The sequence below is a fragment of the Streptomyces venezuelae ATCC 10712 genome, from assembly GCF_008639165.1.
Taxonomy (GTDB): Bacteria; Actinomycetota; Actinomycetes; order Streptomycetales; family Streptomycetaceae; genus Streptomyces; species Streptomyces venezuelae.
The window spans coordinates 3,008,915-3,027,570 of record NZ_CP029197.1; the positions used below are offsets into that span (position 1 = coordinate 3,008,915).

The window sequence follows — 18,656 nt, forward strand, 5'->3', positions numbered from 1 at the left end:
GTGCGGTCCATGACGACTGCGCCGCGCCCCGCCGCCGAACTGTCCGCCGACGAAGCCCGCCGGATCGCCCTGCGCGCCCAGGGCTTCCTGGGTGCGCCCGACCGCCGCGCCGGGGTGCGCGGGGTGCTGCGCGGGCTCGGCCAGGTCCAGCTGGACACGATCTCCGTGCTCGCCCGCTCGCACGAGCTCATTCCGTACGCACGGCTGGGCGCCGTCGGCCGTACGACGGTCGAGGAGGCCTACTGGACCGGCTCCCACGCCTTCGAGTACTGGTCGCACGCGGCCTGCGTGCTGCCCGTCGAGGAGTGGCCGCACTTCGCCTTCCGCAGGCGCGCCTACCGCAACCGTCCGCACTGGGGCCACGAGCTGTCCGCGGGGGCGTACGACAAGGTGATCGACCAGCTGCGGGCCGAGGGGCCGCGGACGGCGACCGAACTGGGCGGCGCGAAGAACAAGGGCGAGTGGTGGGACTGGTCGGACTCCAAGATCGCCGTCGAGCGTGCCCTGATGTACGGCGAGGTGGTCGTCGTCGAGCGGCGCGGCTGGAAGCGGGTGTACGACCTGGCGGAGCGGGCGATCCCGCAGGACCTGCTCCACGACGACCTGGACGACGCCGAGTGCGTGCGCCGGCTCGTCCGGCAGGCGGGCGAGGCGCTGGGCGTGGGCACGCGCGCGGACATCGCCGACTACCACCGGCTCAAGGGCGAGCAGTTCGACGCGGTGGTCGAGGCGGCGGGGCTCGTACCGGTGACGGTGGCGGGCTGGGGGAAGCCGGCCTGGGCCGACCCGGCGGCGCTGGCCTCGGAGCCGAGGGGCCGGCACCGTACGACACTGCTGTCGCCGTTCGACTCGCTGATCTGGGAGCGGGCACGCACGGAGCGGATCTTCGGCTTCACGCACCGCCTGGAGGCGTACGTGCCGAAGCAGAAGCGGATCCACGGCTACTTCGCGATGCCGGTGCTGGCCGGGGGCCGTCTGGTGGGCCGGGTGGACCCGGCGCGGGAGGGCGGGACGCTCGTCGCCCGCCAGGTGACGCTGGACGGCCCGAAGGCCGTGCCCGCGGTGGCGCGGGCGCTGCGCGAGGCGGCCGAGTGGGTCGGCTGCGACGCGGTGCGGGTGGAGCGGGTGGACGCCCCGGAGCTGACGAAGCCCCTGGTGACGGCCCTCGGCTGACTCCGCCGCCCGGCTCCGGCCGCTAGCGGATCTCCAGGATCTTCTCCCGCATCGCGTAGACCACGGCCTCCATCCGGGAGTGCAGCTGGAGCTTCTCCAGGATGTTCCGGACGTGGTTCTTCACCGTGTTCTCGGAGATGAACAGCTCCTTGGCGATGTCCCGGTTGTTCATCCCGGTCGCCACGAGCTTGAGGACCTCCAGCTCGCGGTCGGTCAGCCGGGGCGCGGGCACCAGCCGGCGCTCGTCCGTGCGCTGGATCATCGACTTGAACTCGGTGAGGAGCTTCGACGCCATCGAGGGGCTGATCTGCGACTGCCCGTCGGCGACCGCGCGGATGGCGGTGGCGACCTCGTCGGTGGAGATCTCCTTGAGGAGGTAGCCGGTGGCGCCCGCCTTGATGGCGTCGTAGAGGTCGGCCTCCTCGTCGCTGATGGTCAGCATGATGATCTTCGCGCTGGGGGCCACCTCCTTGATGGAGGTGCAGGCCTCGATGCCGCCGCGCCGGGGCATCCGTACGTCCATCAGGACGATGTCCGGGAGCAGGTCGGCGGCCTTGTCGACGGCCTCGGCCCCGTCACCCGCCTCGCCGACGACCTGGATGTCCTCCTCCTGCGCGAGGACGATCTCGAGTCCCCGGCGGAAGAGGGCGTGGTCGTCCACGACGAGCACCCGGATCGGCTCCTTGCGGCATGCGTCGCTGTCCGAATCCGATCCCTCCGGGACCGCGCTACCGTGCTCGCGCCCGCTGAGCACCGGCCCGAAGCTGTCCGCCATCGTTCCTCCCCCTGAAGGCCGTGGCCTGAATTCGTTTCCGGTCCTCCAACCGCTACTCAGGGAGCACCGGTTGGCGTGCACGTCATGATTTCATGCCCAGGCGGCAACGGCGCGATCCGCAGGCGCACGAGGGTGCCCCTGGGGGGCGCCAGAGGCGCTCCAGGGGCACCGTGAGGGGCGAGGGGAGGGTGGGCGCTGAAGCGGCCGTCAGCCGCCGAGCGCACCTCCGGCGCCGCCGCCCTCGGCCAGCGGGTCGCTCTCCAGATGGATGACGCCGTAGTCGTAGGCGTGACGCCGGTAGACGACGCTGGGCTGCTTCGTGTCGGAGTCGACGAAGAGGTAGAAGTCGTGCCCGACCAGCTCCATCTCGTAGAGCGCCTGGTCGAGCGTCATCGGTGCGGCCCGGTGGGTCTTCTCGCGGACCACCAGCGGGCCTTCGCCCTGGACTTCGATCGAGCCCATCATCGTGGTGGGCACCTTGTCGGACTCGTCGGCGACGAGCTGGCCGTCTCCGTTGAGCTGGGCGGCGCCGGGCACGACGTCCCCGACCTCCGCCGCCGAAAGCCTGCCGTTCCCACGGCGGGTGTACCGCTTGTCGTGCTGCTTGCGCAGTCGGGCCTCCAGCTTGTCGCTGGCGAGGTCGAGCGCTGCGTACGGGTCGGCCGCCGCGGCTTCGGCCCGGATCACCGGGCCTCGGGAGTGGAGGGTGATCTCCACACGGTCCGACCTGTCGGCCTGCCGCGGGTTGTGTTCCTTGGACACCTCGACGTCGAGGCTGATCACCTTGCCGTCGAGCTTCTGGATCTTCTCCAGCTTCAGCTTCTCGGCCACGTGCTTGCGGAACCGCTCGGGCACCTCGGTCTTGCGGCCCTTGACGACGATGTCCACGCAGAACTCCGTTCCCGGATCGCCCTGGTCGGCTCCTTGGCCGCCGGGCATCTCCCTTTGCACCAGACTCCGGTGGATTACCGGAGCTCGGACTTGGCGACTTCACCTCCTCCTCCCCAGTCGACAAGATCCCCACCCCATCGACAAGAGGTTAATTCGCCCTGAACTCCTGTCCTGTAGGCGCAACCTGTATTCGGCGAGGCGATGGTTTTCCCATTCCTCACAACCGAACATAGCCCCTTCGGACGGGTGTCGGCACCCGCTACCGCGACATACCTCCATCCGGGTGCTTTCACCTCTCACCACCTGCAACGATCCAAGTTCCTGACGAGTTCCGGTTTATTTCGAACGAGGCGGGAGAGGATGCGATCACAGCCGCCTGCCGCTGTTCGAATCCATGCTGCGCGGGACGGTCCGGCAAGCCGTGCGGTATTCCAGGAATGACCGGACGGTGTACGGCCCCGAGAGCGCGCGCCGCCTCCGCGAGCGACGCGCCCGTGGTCATCAGGTCGTCCACGAGGACCACCTTTCCGGGCCCGAGCAGCCGCCCCCCGCCGGGCACGACCTCCAGCGCCCCCGCGAGGTTCGCGAGCCGCCCCCGCGCCCCCAGACCCGCCTGGTCCGCCACGTACCGCCGCTGCCGCAGCACGGGCACGACCCGGGCCGGCCGCCCCGCGCCCCGCAGCCGGGCCGCCGCCGCCAGGGCGATGCGCCGCGTCGGATCGTGGCCACGCGCCCGCACGGAGCGCCGCGAGGACGGCACCGGTACCAGGAGAAGCGGCGCCGCCGCGGGGCCCTCGGTGCCCCCGGCAGCGGCCTCCACGGCCGCGGCGAGCGCGCGGCCCAGCGGCCGGGCGAGGGCGAGCGCCCCGCGCTCCTTGTGGGCGAGGAGCAGCGCCCGTACGGCATCGGCGTACGGTGCGACGGCGTGGACCACCGGCAGCCCGGCGGGCTCGGGCGAGGGACGGACCCGGCGCGGCCCCTCCCCGGCCCCGGTCAACGCGGCCGCGCACGACGGGCACAGCTCGGTGCGCGGCCTGCCGCAGCCCCCGCAGGCGACCGGCAGCACCAGCCCGGCGATCTCCCGCCACCACCCCCGCATGGCTCCACTGTGCGTCTTCCAGGCCCCCCGGCCAACCCCTGTGGAAAACCTCCGGGAACGCCCCGGAAGTACGTCAGGTGCCGCCCCGCGGCCGCACGACGCCGGCATGCCGCGCCGCGCGCCGGGGCCGCTAGCCCGGGTAGACGGGCGAGGCCCCGGACTTCACCACCGGCTGCCAGTTAGCGCCGGGCGCCAGCCGGACGATGCCGTCGTTGCCGGAGTCGGCGACCAGCGGTTCCGAGTCGCCGTGCGGAGCGGCCACCGACGTCACCCCGTTCAGCCCCGGGAGCACCGAGGTCGCCGACGTCGAGCCGTCCGTCTGGAGGTAGCGGATCTGCTGGACGCCGCCCGCTTCCCGGCCGACCACGACGAGTCGGCTCGGACCGGCCCAGGAGACGGCCGTCACCGACTCCATCCGGGGCGCGGCGGGCTGGAGGTCGAGCACGGAGACGACGGACTCCTCACCCGTCGTCTGCCGCTGGACGCGGCCGATCTGCAGGGTCGTGCGCTCGCCGCGGGTGACCACGAGGGCGATCCTGACCCCGTCGGCGGAGACCCGCAGCGACTCGATCCGGGCGTCGTCGGCCAGCCACGGGGTCCGCACCTTCACGGGCGTCCCGGTGCCGTCGGGCACCATCCACAGCTGGGGCGCGGCCGGGTTGCGGTCGGCCACCCACAGATCGCCCCGGCCGTCCCAGCTGGGCGCCGAGAGCCGGTCGGCGGGCTTGGCCGCCTTGCTGCTCAGGACCGGCTGCGACAGGTCCTGCTCCGTGGTGATCGAGGAGACGTACAGGTCGCGGCCCATCGCCGCGACCCCGGCGGCGCGGGTCTCGCCCCGGTCGACGGCGACCGACCCGAGCGGGGTCTCGCCGGTGCCGAGCGGGCCCGCCACCTCGATGGGCGGGTTCGCCTCCTTGCCGCCGACGGCCAGCATCATCAGCTTGCCGTGCTCGACGAAGTACGGGTTCTCGTCCGGGTCCGCGCCGCGGACGGCGGCGAACTCCGCCGCCTGCCCCTTGCCGAGACGGCACAGCGACTGGCCCCTCGACCCCTGGAGCTCCACCTGCTCGGCGTTCACGGAGGTCAGGTCCCGCAGGGTGAACAGCAGCTGCGCCGCCATCCGCCGGCACGGCTGCCCGCCCACCAGGTCCGCCCTGGCGTTGAGCGGCACCTTGAGCGTGGACTGGTCGTCGGGCGTCAGCGTCGTGACGCCCTTCCTCAGCTCCGTACCCGAGGGGAAACTGGAGTCGACGGCCGGCTTCAGCCAGTTCGTGGGCCCTTCGAGGAGCGCCTTGACCGTCTGCGTCACCGGGTCCATCCGGGTGACGGGGTCCTGGCGCTGCCGGATGTAGACCGGGTCGGCCACGACCCAGTCCTCCCCCGAGGCGAAGTAGTACTTGTTGACCGAACGGTAGTTGCGCAGGAAATCGGCCTCGCCGAGCACCAGACCCGGCGGCAGGCTGTCGATGCGCCACTCCTTGCCCTTGCCGTTGGCGGTGGGCTGCTGCACGACATGGATGGACTGGAGGTACGCGGCGGGGCTGACCGGCTGGTACGCGTGCCGGGCGTCCACGGTCGCGATCTTGCGGCCGGAGAGCGGGTAGGCGCGGCCCTGGTTGTCGGGGTCGGCGTTGCGGTCGGCCTGGTCGCGGTTGGGGCCCGTGGCGAGCACGGTGATGCTCTGCTCCGGCTTCCAGGTCCGCGCCGCCTGCTTCGTCAGGTACTTGCGGGCGGTGGCGAAACCGGGGTCGTCACTCGTCATGGCTTCGAGGAAGCCGTCGACGATCTCGTCCGGGTCCGCGTTCTCCCGGGGGGCGACGGCATAGACCCGCACCTGCGAGTCGCCCTGGCCCGCCCCCTTCACGGGCTGGACGGCCCCGCTGTCGGGCATGGTCGCGCACCCGGTGGCGAGCAGCCCCCCGCACGCGACGAGCACCACGACGCCGACGCCGCGCTCCCGCACCCACCGTCCCGCTCGGGCGTCAGCGCCCACGTGTCCTGTCCTCCCGCTCCGCGTTCCCGTTGTCCCCGGCCGTCACCGGCCGGTTCGCCCCGCCCCCGCCCCCGCTCCCGTCGCCGTCCGCCGGCGTCCGGGCGACGACCCGGGAGCCGCTGCCGGGCAGCGCCGTCGGGTCGACGGTCGCCCGGGGCGGCGCGGGCAGCCTCGGCGGTACCGGCAGCTGCGGCCGGTCGCCGGCGGGCTGCACCGGCACCGACGCCAGCCGCGCGTTCTCCTGGGCGCGCCCGGCGGCCGCCTGCTCGCGGTTGCGCCGGGAGTCCTCGGGCTCCAGGGGGATCGGGGAGCCCCGCAGCGGCTCGTCGGCCGTGCGCGGCAGGGTGAGCCGGAACTGCGAACCGCCACCGGGCTCGCCCCAGGCCTGGAGCCAGCCACCGTGCAGCCGGGCGTCCTCGACCGCGATCGACAGACCGAGTCCGGTACCGCCCGTGGTGCGGGCCCGCGCCGGGTCGGCGCGCCAGAACCGGTTGAACACCCGGGTCGCCTCGCCGGGCTTGAGCCCGACGCCGTAGTCGCGCACGGCCACGGCGACGGCTCCGCCGGCGGCGGCCAGCTTCACCACGACGTCCTTGCCCTCGCCGTGCTCGACGGCGTTGACCACGAGGTTGCGCAGCACCCGCTCGACCCGGCGGGCGTCCGCCTCGGCCACCACCGGCTGCTTGTCGCCGACGACCACGATCCGGGTGCCCTTGCGCTCGGCGAGGGGTTCCGCACCGCCGATGACCCGGCGCACGACCTGCCGCAGGTCGATCGGCTCCGCCTCGAGGGCGGCCGCGCCCGCGTCGAAGCGGCTGATCTCCAGGAGGTCGGAGAGCAGCGACTCGAATCGGTCGAGCTGGTCGCCGAGGAGCTCGGCGGAGCGGGCCGTCACCGGGTCGAAGTCGACCCGGGCCTCGTGGATGACGTCCGCGGCCATCCGGACCGTGGTGAGCGGGGTGCGCAGCTCGTGCGAGACGTCCGAGACGAACCGCCGCTGCATCCGCGACAGCTCCTCCAGCTGCTGGATCTTGAGCTGGAGGTTCTGGGCCATCTTGTTGAAGGCCTCGCCGAGCCGGGCGATGTCGTCCTCGCCGGTGACCTTCATCCGTTCCTGGAGGCGGCCGGCCGAGAGCCGCTCGGCGATCCCGGCCGCCATCCGTACGGGCGTGACGACCTGGCGCACCATGAGCCAGGCGATGGCGCCGAGCAGCACCACCACGAAGAGCCCGGCGGTCGCCAGGGTGCCCTTGACCAGGGTGAGGGAGTCCTCCTCCTGGGTCAGCGGGAAAAGGTAGTAGAGCTCGTACTGGGTGCCCTCGGCGTCGTTGAGCCGCTTGCCGATCACCAGGCCGGCCTCGGGGGCCTTGCCGCTGGTGTAGTGGATGCTGGTGAACTTCTGGAAGGTCCCGGTGCCCTGGGCCACCGTGTGCCGCAGCTCGGCCGGGATGCTCGTGATCGGGTCGACCTCGCCGGAAGCGCGGACGCCCCGGCTCGCGGTGTCACCGGTGTCGAGGGAGAGCGCGACCACGTTGAAGGCGCTCTGGCCACCACTGGCGAGCTGCTCGACCAGCGTGGAGCGCCAGTTCACGGAGGCGCCGGCCCGTCCGCCGTCCTGCTCACCGGGCGCGGAGGGCGTCGTCGCCGCCTTGTCCTGGGCGGCGGAGAACCCGCCCGCGGCCTGGCTCTGGGCGGCCCTCTCCTTGGCGTCGAGCAGCCCGTTGCGGACCTGTCCGATGACGACCAGGCCGAGCAGCAGCACCACTCCGAGGGACATCAGCAGGGTGCCGGCGACGATCCTCAGCTGGATGTTCCGTCGCCACAGCCGCACGGCGGGCAGCAGCGGACGGCGCACCCAGCGCGCGAAGAGCCGGAGGACCGGTCCACCCGGCGCACCGTCGCGGAACAGCCGTCCGCCGCGCGGCAGACGGCCGGAACGCGAGCCCCCCCGCCCCGGTCCGGCAGTCCGCCCCGTACGGACTCCCGGGTCCCCGGGCTTCGGAGCAGCACTGCCTGTACTCATGTCAGCTCGGTCCCGCCTTGTACCCGACACCACGGACGGTCACCACGATCTCCGGGCGCTCCGGGTCCTTCTCGACCTTCGAGCGCAGCCGCTGGACGTGCACGTTCACCAGCCGGGTGTCCGCCGCGTGCCGGTAGCCCCAGACCTGCTCCAGGAGCACCTCGCGGGTGAACACCTGCCACGGCTTGCGCGCCAGCGCCACGAGCAGGTCGAACTCCAGCGGCGTCAGGGCGATGGACTGCCCGTCCCGCTTCACGGAGTGCCCGGCGACGTCGATGACCAGGTCACCGATGGTGAGCTGCTCCGGAGCCGGCTCCTCGGACCGCCGCAGCCGCGCCCGGATACGGGCGACGAGCTCCTTCGGCTTGAACGGCTTCACGATGTAGTCGTCGGCCCCGGACTCCAGGCCCACGACCACGTCGACCGTGTCGCTCTTGGCCGTGAGCATGACGATCGGCACACCCGACTCGGCCCTGATGAGCCGGCACACCTCGATGCCGTCCCTTCCGGGCAGCATCAGGTCGAGCAGCACCAGGTCTGGCTTGGCCTCCCGGAATGCGGCAAGCGCCTTGTCGCCGTCCGCGACGAACGACGGTTCGAACCCTTCACCCCGCAGCACGATGCCGAGCATCTCGGCCAGTGCGGTGTCGTCGTCGACGACAAGAACGCGTCCCTTCATATCGACATCATCCCATTTCCGTATCAGTCTCAAGGCGGCTGGTGAGATACCTCACTGACCTGCGGTGACGTCGGTGATCGCCCACCGTCGACTGCCGGTGTCCGTGGGTGTTGATGCCAGACATGGATGTCACCCCCGTGGGCCCCCGTGGTCGGCCTGCACCGTACCCTGCCCCCTCACCACCGGACCATCGGCACGGCACCGACGATCACCGGGCGGCCCCGGGAGACACCGCGCCCGCCGCTCGCACGAGGAAGGCCCGGACAAAGGTACGAACGACGAGGCGGGACCGGCCCACGGGCGGGCCCCGCGTGGCACGATGGCACCCGGCCCGCCGCCGTGTCAGGTGTCGGCCGCCGTGACCGAGCCGGCTCGCCGATCCGGCACCGCGACCATTCCTCCGAGGTGGACGACCGTGAACGACACTCCGGGCTGGACCTCGCCCGGATCCGCCCCCTCCGACGGCCACGACGGCTCCGGAGTGCCCCGGCCCGCCGCCCCGTCCGACGCGAACGGCTCCGCACCCCAGTGGTCCAAGGACCAGCCGCCCGCCGGCCAGTGGTCCCCGCCGACCGGCCAGACCCCGACCCCTCCCCGCCAGGGCCCGGGCTGGGGAGCACCTCCCCCGAACGCCCACTGGGGCCGGCCGCCGGCCGCGAAGCCCGGTGTGATCCCGCTGCGCCCCCTCGGCATGGGCGAGATCCTCGACGGGGCGGCGAAGACCCTCCGCGTCTACTGGCGCACGGTCCTGGCGATCACGGTCACGGTCGCGGTGATCTCCCAGATCGCCGACATACTCGCCCAGCGGTACCTCGTCCCCGAGGCCCCGGCGACGAGCCCGGACGCCAGCCCCGCCGAGGCCCTGGAGCAGTCCCTCGACGCGGCCCAGTCCTCTCTCATCGGCCTCGGCCCCGCGCTCCTCGTGACGCTGATGGCGTCCCTGGTCAGCGCCGCCCTGCTGACCGTCGTCATCAGCCGGGCCATCCTCGGCCGCCCGGTCTCCCTGAGCGCCGCCTGGCAGGAGGCCCGCCCGCGCCTCCTCCAGCTCCTCGGACTGACCCTGCTCCTCGCCCTGATCAGCACCGGTCTCGTCCTGGTCGGCCTGCTCCCGGGACTCCTGATCGGCGGCGCCGCGGGCGTAGCCCTGGCGCTCCTCGGCGGCCTGGGGGCGCTGACGGCCGTCGTCTGGCTGATGATCCGCTTCAGCCTCGCCTCCCCCGCCCTGATGCTGGAGCGCGGCAGCGTGACGCAGTCGCTGAAGCGCTCGGCCAAGCTGGTGCAGGGCGCGTGGTGGCGGATCTTCGGCATCACCCTCCTCACCCAGCTGCTGATCTTCGTCTTCGCGATGATCGTCGCCATCCCGTTCACCGTCATCGGCATCGCGATCGACGGCGACGGCTTCTCCGGCATGCTCTCCGGCACGACCACCACCTTCGGCTGGCCGTTCCTGATCGTCACGGGCATCGGCGGCGTGATCACCAGCGCGATCACCTACCCGATCTCGGCCGGTGTCACCGTCCTCCTCTACGTGGACCAGCGCATCCGCCGCGAAGCCCTGGACCTCGAACTGGCCCGGGCCGCCGGCCTCCCCGGCTACGGCCCCACACCGGGCGAACAGACCGTCGGAGGCTGATGCCGTGACGGTCACGGGGGGAACGACCACGGCACTGACACGGCTGCGTGCCGACGGCGACGCACCCGTGGACATCTCCCGCATCCCCGCCCGCGAGGCGGCGGAGCGGGAGCTGTCCAAGCCGATGTACCACGAGAACGACCCGAACCTCCTCCAGCGCGGCCTCGACCGCTTCTGGGAGTGGCTCGACGAACTCTTCGGCGCCGCGTCCGGGGCCACCCCGGGCGGCGTCCTCGGCCTCGTCGTGGTGGTCCTGCTCGTGGCAGCCGTCGCCGCCGCCCTCTGGTGGCGCCTCGGCACCCCCCACCGCGCACCCCGCACCGGTGGCGACTCGCTCTTCGCAGACGGCCCCCGCACCGCTCGCGACCACCGGTCGGCCGCGGAGCGGCACGCCGCCGCCGGCCGCTGGAACCAGGCGGTCCAGGAACGGATGCGGGCCATCGTCCGCTCCCTCGAGGAGCGCACCCTGCTCGACCCCCGCCCCGGCCGCACCGCCGACGAGGCCGCCGCCGAGGCGAGCCGCGCCCTGCCGTCCCACGCGGACGACCTGCGGCTCGCGGTCCGCGCCTTCGACGACGTCACATACGGCGGCCGCACCGCCGACGAGCCCGCGTACCGCCGCGTCGAGGAACTGGACACCGCCCTGGAGCGGACCCGCCCCACCCTCGACCCCGCCACCCCGGGGACCCCCACATGAGCCGCCCGGCCACGTCCGCCACCTCGACCGCGGCGACCCCCGCCCAGCTCTGGACCCGCGCCCGAGGCGCGGCCCTCGTCATCGCCCTCGTCCTGATCGGCGGCATCGCCCTCGCGACCGTGCGGTCCACCGACTCCCACGGCGCCCTCGACCCCCGCTCCGCCGACCCCAAGGGCAGCCGGGCGGTAGCCGAACTCCTCAGGTCCCACGGCGTCACCGTCACCCTCGCCACCACCCTCGACGAGGCCACGTCCGCCACCGGCTCCGACTCCACCCTCCTGGTCGCCACCCCCGACCTGCTGACGCACACCCAGCAGTCCGCTCTCCTCGGGGCGATCAGGAACTCCGGCGGCCGCACCGTCCTCGTCGGCGCCGGTCGCTCCTCCCTCCCGATCCTGGCCCCGGCCGTCACCAGCGCCACCAGCATCCCCGTGGAGAACCGAACTCCCGACTGCACCCTGGCGGCCGCCACCCGCGCCGGCAGCGCCGAACTCGGCGGCGAGCGCTACGTCACCGACCCCGCCGGCCCCGCCGACACCTGCTACCCGGCCGACGGCCTGCCGACCCTGGTCCGCCTCCCCGGCCCCGGCACGACCGACACCGTCCTCATCGGCTCGCCCGACATCCTCCACAACGACCGTCTCGACCAACAGGGCAACGCCTCGCTCGCCCTGCAACTCCTCGGCTCCCGGCCCCATCTCGTCTGGTACCTCCCCTCCCTGACCGATGCCTCCGCCACCGCCGACACACCCGACGACGACACCACGGGCAACTTCCTCGCCCTCATCCCCTCCGGCTGGCTGTGGGGCACACTCCAGCTCGCGATCGCGGCCCTCCTCGCCGCCATCTGGCGCGCCCGCCGCCTCGGCCCCCTGGTGACCGAGCGACTCCCCGTGGCCCTCCGCGCCTCCGAAGCCACCGAGGGCCGCGCCCGCCTCTACCGCAAGGCCAACGCCCGCGACCGCGCCGCCTCCGTCCTGCGCGGCGCGACCCGCACCCGGCTCGCCCCTCTCCTCGGCGTCCCCGCCCAGGCCGCGCACTCCTCCGACCACCTCCTCCCCGCACTCTCCGCCCGTCTCCCCGAGACCACCGCGGACCCCAGAACCCTCCTCTTCGGCCCGGCTCCCGCCGACGACACCGCCCTCATCCGCCTCGCGGACCAACTCGACGCCCTCGAAAGAGAGGTACGCACCTCATGAGCGCCCCGACCCCCGAGACCGCTACGACCTCGGACAGCGCCCGCGCCTCCCTGGAGGCCCTGCGCACCGAGATCGCGAAGGCCGTGGTCGGCCAGGACCCCGCCGTCACCGGTCTCGTCGTCGCCCTGCTCTGCCGAGGACACGTGCTCCTCGAAGGCGTCCCCGGCGTCGCCAAGACCCTGCTGGTCCGCGCGCTCGCCGCCACCCTCGAACTCGACACCAAGCGCGTCCAGTTCACCCCCGACCTGATGCCGAGCGATGTCACCGGCTCCCTGGTCTACGACACCCGGAGCGCGGAGTTCTCCTTCCAGCCCGGCCCGGTCTTCACCAACCTGCTGCTCGCGGACGAGATCAACCGCACGCCCCCGAAGACCCAGTCCTCCCTCCTTGAGGCCATGGAGGAACGTCAGGTCACGGTCGACGGCACCCCCCGCCTCCTGCCGGAACCCTTCCTGGTCGCGGCGACCCAGAACCCCGTCGAGTACGAGGGCACCTACCCCCTCCCCGAAGCCCAACTCGACCGGTTCCTGCTGAAACTGACGATCCCTCTGCCCTCCCGCGCGGACGAGATCCAGGTCCTCACCCGTCACGCCGAGGGCTTCGACCCCCGCGACCTGAAGGCCGCCGATGTCCGCCCCGTCGCGGGCCCCGCCGAGCTCGAAGCCGCCCGGGCCGCCGTCGCCAAGGTCTCGGTCTCCGCCGAGATCGCCGGCTATGTCGTCGATATCTGTCGTGCCACGCGCGAATCCCCCTCACTCACGCTCGGAGTCTCCCCCCGAGGCGCCACCGCCCTGCTCTCCACCGCCCGCGCCTGGGCCTGGCTCACCGGCCGGGACTACGTCACCCCGGACGATGTGAAGGCCCTCGCTCTCCCCACCCTGCGTCATCGCATCCACCTGCGGCCCGAGGCCGAGATGGAAGGAGTCACCCCCGACTCCGTCATCAACTCGATCCTCGCCCACGTCCCCGTCCCCCGCTGAGAACGGCGCCCCATGGCCCTCACCGGACGAACGGCGCTGCTCGCCGCCCTCGGATCGCTCCCCGTCGGCCTCCTCGCCCCCAGCTGGGCGGGGATGCTCGCGGTGAACGCGCCCCTCTCCCTCGCAATTCTGTGCGACTACGCCCTGGCGGCGCCAGTACGAACGCTCCAATTCACCCGAAGTGGTGATACATCCGTTCGACTCGGTGACGCGGCCAACGTCCAGCTCACGGTCACCAACCCCTCCCGGCGCCCCCTCCGCGCCCGGCTCCGCGACGCCTGGCCGCCCAGCAGCTGGCTCCCCGGCACCGAACAGGCCTCCTCCCGCCAGCACCTGACGGTCCCGCCCGGCGAACGCCGCCGCCTCACCACCCGCCTCCGCCCCACCCGCCGCGGCGACCGCCACGCCGAACGGATCACGGTCCGTTCGTACGGCCCCCTCGGCCTCGCGGCCCGCCAGGGCCACCACCAGGTCCCCTGGACCGTCCGCGTCCTCCCCCCGTTCACCAGCCGCAAGCACCTGCCGTCCCGACTGGCCCGGCTCCGCGAACTCGACGGCCGCACCAGCGTCCTGACACGCGGCGAGGGAACGGAGTTCGACAGCCTCCGCGAGTACGTGCCGGGCGACGACACCCGCTCGATCGACTGGCGGGCCACCGCCCGCCAGTCCGCCGTCGCCGTCCGCACCTGGCGCCCCGAACGCGACCGGCACATCCTCGTCGTCCTCGACACCGGCCGCACCTCGGCCGGCCGCGTCGGCGACATCCCCCGCCTGGACGCCTCCATGGACGCGGCCCTCCTTCTCACCGCGCTCGCCTCCCGCGCCGGCGACCGCGTGGACCTCCTCGCCTACGACCGCCGGCTCCGCGCCCAGGTCCAGGGCCGCTCCGCCGGCGACGTCCTGCCCGCCGTGGTCAACGCCCTCGCCCCGCTCGAACCCGAGCTGGTCGAGACCGACGCCCGCGGCCTGGCCGCCACGGCCCTCGCCCGGGCTCCCCGCCGCTCTCTGATCGTCCTCCTCACGAGCCTCGACGCCGCCCCGATCGAAGAGGGCCTCCTCCCGGTCCTGCCGCAGCTCGCTCAGCGCCACACGGTGCTGGTCGCCTCGGTCGCCGACCCCCACGTCGCCGAGATGGCGAGGACCCGCGGCACGGTCGAGGGCATCTACGAAGCGGCGGCGGCCACCCAGACGCAGTCCCAGCGCTCCCGCACCGCGGACCAGCTCCGCCGCCACGGCGTCACGGTCGTGGACGCAGCCCCCGACGCCCTGGCCCCCGCCCTGGCGGACGCCTACCTCGCCCTCAAGGCGGCCGGCCACCTGTAGAGCGCCGGACAACATCGATGGCCAGCACGGCGAACAGCCCGTGCCGGCCATCGATCACGCGTGGCGCCCCGACTCAGCGGAACACGACCGAGGCCTCCCCCGCCGCGGCACTGAAGGACCCCGGACACAGGAACGAGCCCGAGACCTTGGTGGCGGTGAAGGGGGTGTTCACGTACTTCCTGCTGGTCCCCTCCCGATTCCAGACGATGTTCGTCACCTTGTAGCGGCAGGAGACGAACGACTGCTTCCCGGTGAGGTCGATGACGTCGGTCGTCGCCGTGCCGGCGGCGTCGTCGAAGGTGAAGCCCGGGTTGTTGTTGAGCGCGGCGGTAATGCCCCCGCCGCAGGTCAGATTGCCGCCCGGCTTGTTGATCGTGGCCCGGTCGACGGTCAGCGCGCTCGGCGGAGTCGCACTGGCGTCGGCGCCGGTCCAGCTACAGGTGTTTCCGGAGACGACCATCACGCCGTCGACCTCCGCGCCGGCAACGGTGCCGCTCGCATACGCCGAGGTGGGTACGGCGATGCCGACCGCGATCACCAGCGCGGCCATTCCGGTCAGGGTGGGGGTGCTCTTCATGACGCTCTCCTTGCCACAGCTCGTGGGTGGGGGAGAACCCGGGCCGCTCGACGGAGCCGCCGGGTTCGGAGTGCGCCACGGAGCGTGGCACAAGGAGCTTCAAATGTCATGCTCGCGTCAATCCTTGGCTGAAAGTAGACCAACGCAGAAATGCCTCAACCCCCGGACCAGGTCCAGGGGTTGAGGCTAAAAATTGTTCGGCGGCGTCCTACTCTCCCACAGGGTCCCCCCTGCAGTACCATCGGCGCTGAAAGGCTTAGCTTCCGGGTTCGGAATGTAACCGGGCGTTTCCCTAACGCTATGACCACCGAAACTCTATGAAGTTGAACTCAACCGGAAAAGGGAGTTCGTTACTTCAGAACTAACACAGTGGACGCGAGCAACTGAGGACAAGCCCTCGGCCTATTAGTACCGGTCAGCTCCACCCATTACTGGGCTTCCACATCCGGCCTATCAACCCAGTCGTCTACTGGGAGCCTTACCCTCTCAAGGAGGTGGGAATACTCATCTCGAAGCAGGCTTCCCGCTTAGATGCTTTCAGCGGTTATCCCTCCCGAACGTAGCCAACCAGCCATGCCCTTGGCAGGACAACTGGCACACCAGAGGTTCGTCCGTCCCGGTCCTCTCGTACTAGGGACAGCCCTTCTCAATATTCCTACGCGCACAGCGGATAGGGACCGAACTGTCTCACGACGTTCTAAACCCAGCTCGCGTACCGCTTTAATGGGCGAACAGCCCAACCCTTGGGACCGACTCCAGCCCCAGGATGCGACGAGCCGACATCGAGGTGCCAAACCATCCCGTCGATATGGACTCTTGGGGAAGATCAGCCTGTTATCCCCGGGGTACCTTTTATCCGTTGAGCGACGGCGCTTCCACAAGCCACCGCCGGATCACTAGTCCCGACTTTCGTCCCTGCTCGACCCGTCGGTCTCACAGTCAAGCTCCCTTGTGCACTTACACTCAACACCTGATTGCCAACCAGGCTGAGGGAACCTTTGGGCGCCTCCGTTACCCTTTGGGAGGCAACCGCCCCAGTTAAACTACCCATCAGACACTGTCCCTGATCCGGATCACGGACCGAGGTTAGACATCCAGCACGACCAGAGTGGTATTTCAACGGCGACTCCACCATGACTGGCGTCACGGCTTCAAAGTCTCCCACCTATCCTACACAAGCCGAACCGAACACCAATATCAAACTGTAGTAAAGGTCCCGGGGTCTTTCCGTCCTGCTGCGCGAAACGAGCATCTTTACTCGTAGTGCAATTTCACCGGGCCTATGGTTGAGACAGTCGAGAAGTCGTTACGCCATTCGTGCAGGTCGGAACTTACCCGACAAGGAATTTCGCTACCTTAGGATGGTTATAGTTACCACCGCCGTTTACTGGCGCTTAAGTTCTCAGCTTCGCCCTGTCGAAACAGAGCTAACCGGTCCCCTTAACGTTCCAGCACCGGGCAGGCGTCAGTCCGTATACATCGCCTTACGGCTTCGCACGGACCTGTGTTTTTAGTAAACAGTCGCTTCTCGCTGGTCTCTGCGGCCACCCCCAGCTCAGGAGGAAAACTCCATCACCAGGCGTGGCCCCCCTTCTCCCGAAGTTACGGGGGCATTTTGCCGAGTTCCTTAACCATAGTTCACCCGAACGCCTCGGTATTCTCTACCTGACCACCTGAGTCGGTTTAGGGTACGGGCCGCCATGAAACTCGCTAGAGGCTTTTCTCGACAGCATAGGATCATCCACTTCACCACAATCGGCTCGGCATCAGGTCTCAGCCTTAACGTGTGACGGATTTGCCTATCACACGGCCTACACCCTTACCCCGGGACAACCACCGCCCGGGCTGGACTACCTTCCTGCGTCACCCCATCGCTTACCTACTACAAGTCTGGTTCGTCGGCTCCACCACTTTCCTTTCCCCGAAGGGTCCGGAACGGCTTCACGGACTTAGCATCGCCTGATTCGATATTGGGCGTTTCAAAGCGGGTACCGGAATATCAACCGGTTGTCCATCGACTACGCCTGTCGGCCTCGCCTTAGGTCCCGACTTACCCTGGGCAGATCAGCTTGACCCAGGAACCCTTAGTCAATCGGCGCACACGTTTCTCACGTGTGTATCGCTACTCATGCCTGCATTCTCACTCGTGAACCGTCCACAACTCGCTTCCGCGGCTGCTTCACCCGGCACACGACGCTCCCCTACCCATCACAGCACCCGTTGGGGCTTATTGCTGCAATGACACGACTTCGGCGGTACGCTTGAGCCCCGCTACATTGTCGGCGCGGAATCACTTGACCAGTGAGCTATTACGCACTCTTTCAAGGGTGGCTGCTTCTAAGCCAACCTCCTGGTTGTCTCTGCGACTCCACATCCTTTCCCACTTAGCGTACGCTTAGGGGCCTTAGTCGATGCTCTGGGCTGTTTCCCTCTCGACCATGGAGCTTATCCCCCACAGTCTCACTGCCGTGCTCTCACTTACCGGCATTCGGAGTTTGGCTAAGGTCAGTAACCCGGTAGGGCCCATCGCCTATCCAGTGCTCTACCTCCGGCAAGAAACACACGACGCTGCACCTAAATGCATTTCGGGGAGAACCAGCTATCACGGAGTTTGATTGGCCTTTCACCCCTAACCACAGGTCATCCCCCAGGTTTTCAACCCTGGTGGGTTCGGTCCTCCACGAAGTCTTACCTCCGCTTCAACCTGCCCATGGCTAGATCACTCCGCTTCGGGTCTTGAGCGCGCTACTGAATCGCCCTATTCGGACTCGCTTTCGCTACGGCTTCCCCACACGGGTTAACCTCGCAACGCACCGCAAACTCGCAGGCTCATTCTTCAAAAGGCACGCAGTCACGACCCATTGGGTAAACCCAATGAGCGACGCTCCCACGGCTTGTAGGCACACGGTTTCAGGTACTATTTCACTCCGCTCCCGCGGTACTTTTCACCATTCCCTCACGGTACTATCCGCTATCGGTCACCAGGGAATATTTAGGCTTAGCGGGTGGTCCCGCCAGATTCACACGGGATTTCTCGGGCCCCGTGCTACTTGGGTGTCTCTCAAACGAGCCGTCAATGTTTCAGCTACGGGGGTCTTACCCTCTACGCCGGACCTTTCGCATGTCCTTCGCCTACATCAACGGTTTCTGACTCGTCTCACAGCCGGCAGACTGTGAAAGAGAGATCCCACAACCCCGCATGCGCAACCCCTGCCGGGTATCACACGCATACGGTTTGGCCTCATCCGGTTTCGCTCGCCACTACTCCCGGAATCACGGTTGTTTTCTCTTCCTGAGGGTACTGAGATGTTTCACTTCCCCTCGTTCCCTCCACATGCCCTATGTGTTCAGGCATGGGTGACAGCCCATGACGACTGCCGGGTTTCCCCATTCGGAAACCCCCGGATCAAAGCCTGGTTGACGGCTCCCCGGGGACTATCGTGGCCTCCCACGTCCTTCATCGGTTCCTGGTGCCAAGGCATCCACCGTGCGCCCTTAAAAACTTGGCCACAGATGCTCGCGTCCACTGTGTAGTTCTCAAGCAACGACCAGCCACCCGTCACACATCACCGAAGTGACGTTTTACCGGGGCCGGCATCGCGAAGATACAAACC

The 18,656-nt window shown here is 69.8% G+C and carries 13 protein-coding genes and 2 rRNA genes; 6 read left to right on the forward strand and 9 right to left on the reverse strand.

Going from position 1 to position 18,656, the window contains the following annotated elements:
- Nucleotides 1-9: 9 nt before the first annotated feature.
- Entirely contained in the window at nt 10-1,173 is a 1,164-nt protein-coding gene (locus DEJ43_RS13675; RefSeq protein WP_041662450.1) for a winged helix-turn-helix domain-containing protein, read from the forward strand.
- 22 nt (nt 1,174-1,195) lie between these two features.
- Here the strand turns inward: DEJ43_RS13675 and DEJ43_RS13680 are convergent, their stop codons facing one another.
- From DEJ43_RS13680 to mtrA, 6 genes are all read right to left on the reverse strand, one after another.
- The gene (locus DEJ43_RS13680; RefSeq protein WP_015033955.1) at nt 1,196-1,948 is read right to left on the reverse strand and encodes a response regulator; all 753 of its coding nucleotides are present in this window, start codon (nt 1,946-1,948) and stop codon (nt 1,196-1,198) included.
- A 207-nt stretch (nt 1,949-2,155) separates the two neighbouring features.
- A complete protein-coding gene (gene hpf / locus DEJ43_RS13685; protein WP_041662452.1) occupies nt 2,156-2,836 on the reverse strand; it encodes a ribosome hibernation-promoting factor, HPF/YfiA family in 681 nt (226 codons plus the stop codon).
- Between the two features lie 292 nt (nt 2,837-3,128).
- Nucleotides 3,129-3,938 carry a ComF family protein gene (locus DEJ43_RS13690; RefSeq protein WP_041662453.1) on the reverse strand — a complete coding sequence of 270 codons (810 nt, stop codon included), beginning with the start codon at nt 3,936-3,938 and terminating at the stop codon, nt 3,129-3,131.
- A gap of 130 nt (nt 3,939-4,068) precedes the next feature.
- Entirely contained in the window at nt 4,069-5,931 is a 1,863-nt protein-coding gene (locus DEJ43_RS13695) for an LpqB family beta-propeller domain-containing protein (protein WP_015033958.1), read from the reverse strand.
- Entirely contained in the window at nt 5,921-7,954 is a 2,034-nt protein-coding gene (gene mtrB / locus DEJ43_RS13700) for an MtrAB system histidine kinase MtrB (protein WP_015033959.1), read from the reverse strand. The genes DEJ43_RS13695 and mtrB overlap by 11 nt, the downstream gene beginning before the upstream one ends.
- Before the next feature lies 1 nt (nt 7,955).
- The gene (gene mtrA / locus DEJ43_RS13705; protein WP_010356958.1) at nt 7,956-8,633 is read right to left on the reverse strand and encodes a two-component system response regulator MtrA; all 678 of its coding nucleotides are present in this window, start codon (nt 8,631-8,633) and stop codon (nt 7,956-7,958) included.
- A 415-nt stretch (nt 8,634-9,048) separates the two neighbouring features.
- On the opposite strand from mtrA, the gene DEJ43_RS13710 reads away from it, so the two are divergent.
- The 5 genes from DEJ43_RS13710 to DEJ43_RS13730 are packed head-to-tail and all read left to right on the forward strand — an operon-like array spanning nt 9,049 to nt 14,465.
- A complete protein-coding gene (locus DEJ43_RS13710) occupies nt 9,049-10,266 on the forward strand; it encodes a DUF7544 domain-containing protein (protein WP_041662459.1) in 1,218 nt (405 codons plus the stop codon).
- A 4-nt stretch (nt 10,267-10,270) separates the two neighbouring features.
- Nucleotides 10,271-10,963, forward strand: a complete 693-nt coding sequence (locus DEJ43_RS13715; protein WP_015033961.1) for a DUF4129 domain-containing protein — start codon at nt 10,271-10,273, stop codon at nt 10,961-10,963.
- Nucleotides 10,960-12,162: a DUF4350 domain-containing protein gene (locus DEJ43_RS13720; protein ID WP_015033962.1), complete on the forward strand. Its 1,203-nt coding sequence runs from the start codon at nt 10,960-10,962 to the stop codon at nt 12,160-12,162. The genes DEJ43_RS13715 and DEJ43_RS13720 overlap by 4 nt, the downstream gene beginning before the upstream one ends.
- The gene (locus DEJ43_RS13725; protein WP_015033963.1) at nt 12,159-13,142 is read left to right on the forward strand and encodes an AAA family ATPase; all 984 of its coding nucleotides are present in this window, start codon (nt 12,159-12,161) and stop codon (nt 13,140-13,142) included. Before DEJ43_RS13720 ends, DEJ43_RS13725 begins: the two co-directional genes overlap by 4 nt.
- A 12-nt stretch (nt 13,143-13,154) precedes the next feature.
- On the forward strand, nt 13,155-14,465 hold the full coding sequence (locus tag DEJ43_RS13730) for a DUF58 domain-containing protein (RefSeq protein WP_015033964.1): 1,311 nt from the start codon (nt 13,155-13,157) through the stop codon (nt 14,463-14,465).
- A gap of 73 nt (nt 14,466-14,538) precedes the next feature.
- On the opposite strand, the gene DEJ43_RS13735 is transcribed toward DEJ43_RS13730, so the two are convergent.
- From DEJ43_RS13735 to DEJ43_RS13745, 3 genes are all read right to left on the reverse strand, one after another.
- Nucleotides 14,539-15,042, reverse strand: coding sequence for a hypothetical protein (locus tag DEJ43_RS13735; protein ID WP_015032632.1), 504 nt, complete (start codon nt 15,040-15,042; stop codon nt 14,539-14,541).
- A gap of 195 nt (nt 15,043-15,237) precedes the next feature.
- Nucleotides 15,238-15,354: ribosomal RNA gene (gene rrf, locus DEJ43_RS13740) — 5S ribosomal RNA — on the reverse strand.
- A 73-nt stretch (nt 15,355-15,427) separates the two neighbouring features.
- Nucleotides 15,428-18,551 (reverse strand): 23S ribosomal RNA (locus DEJ43_RS13745).
- Between the last annotated feature and the right edge of the window lie 105 nt (nt 18,552-18,656).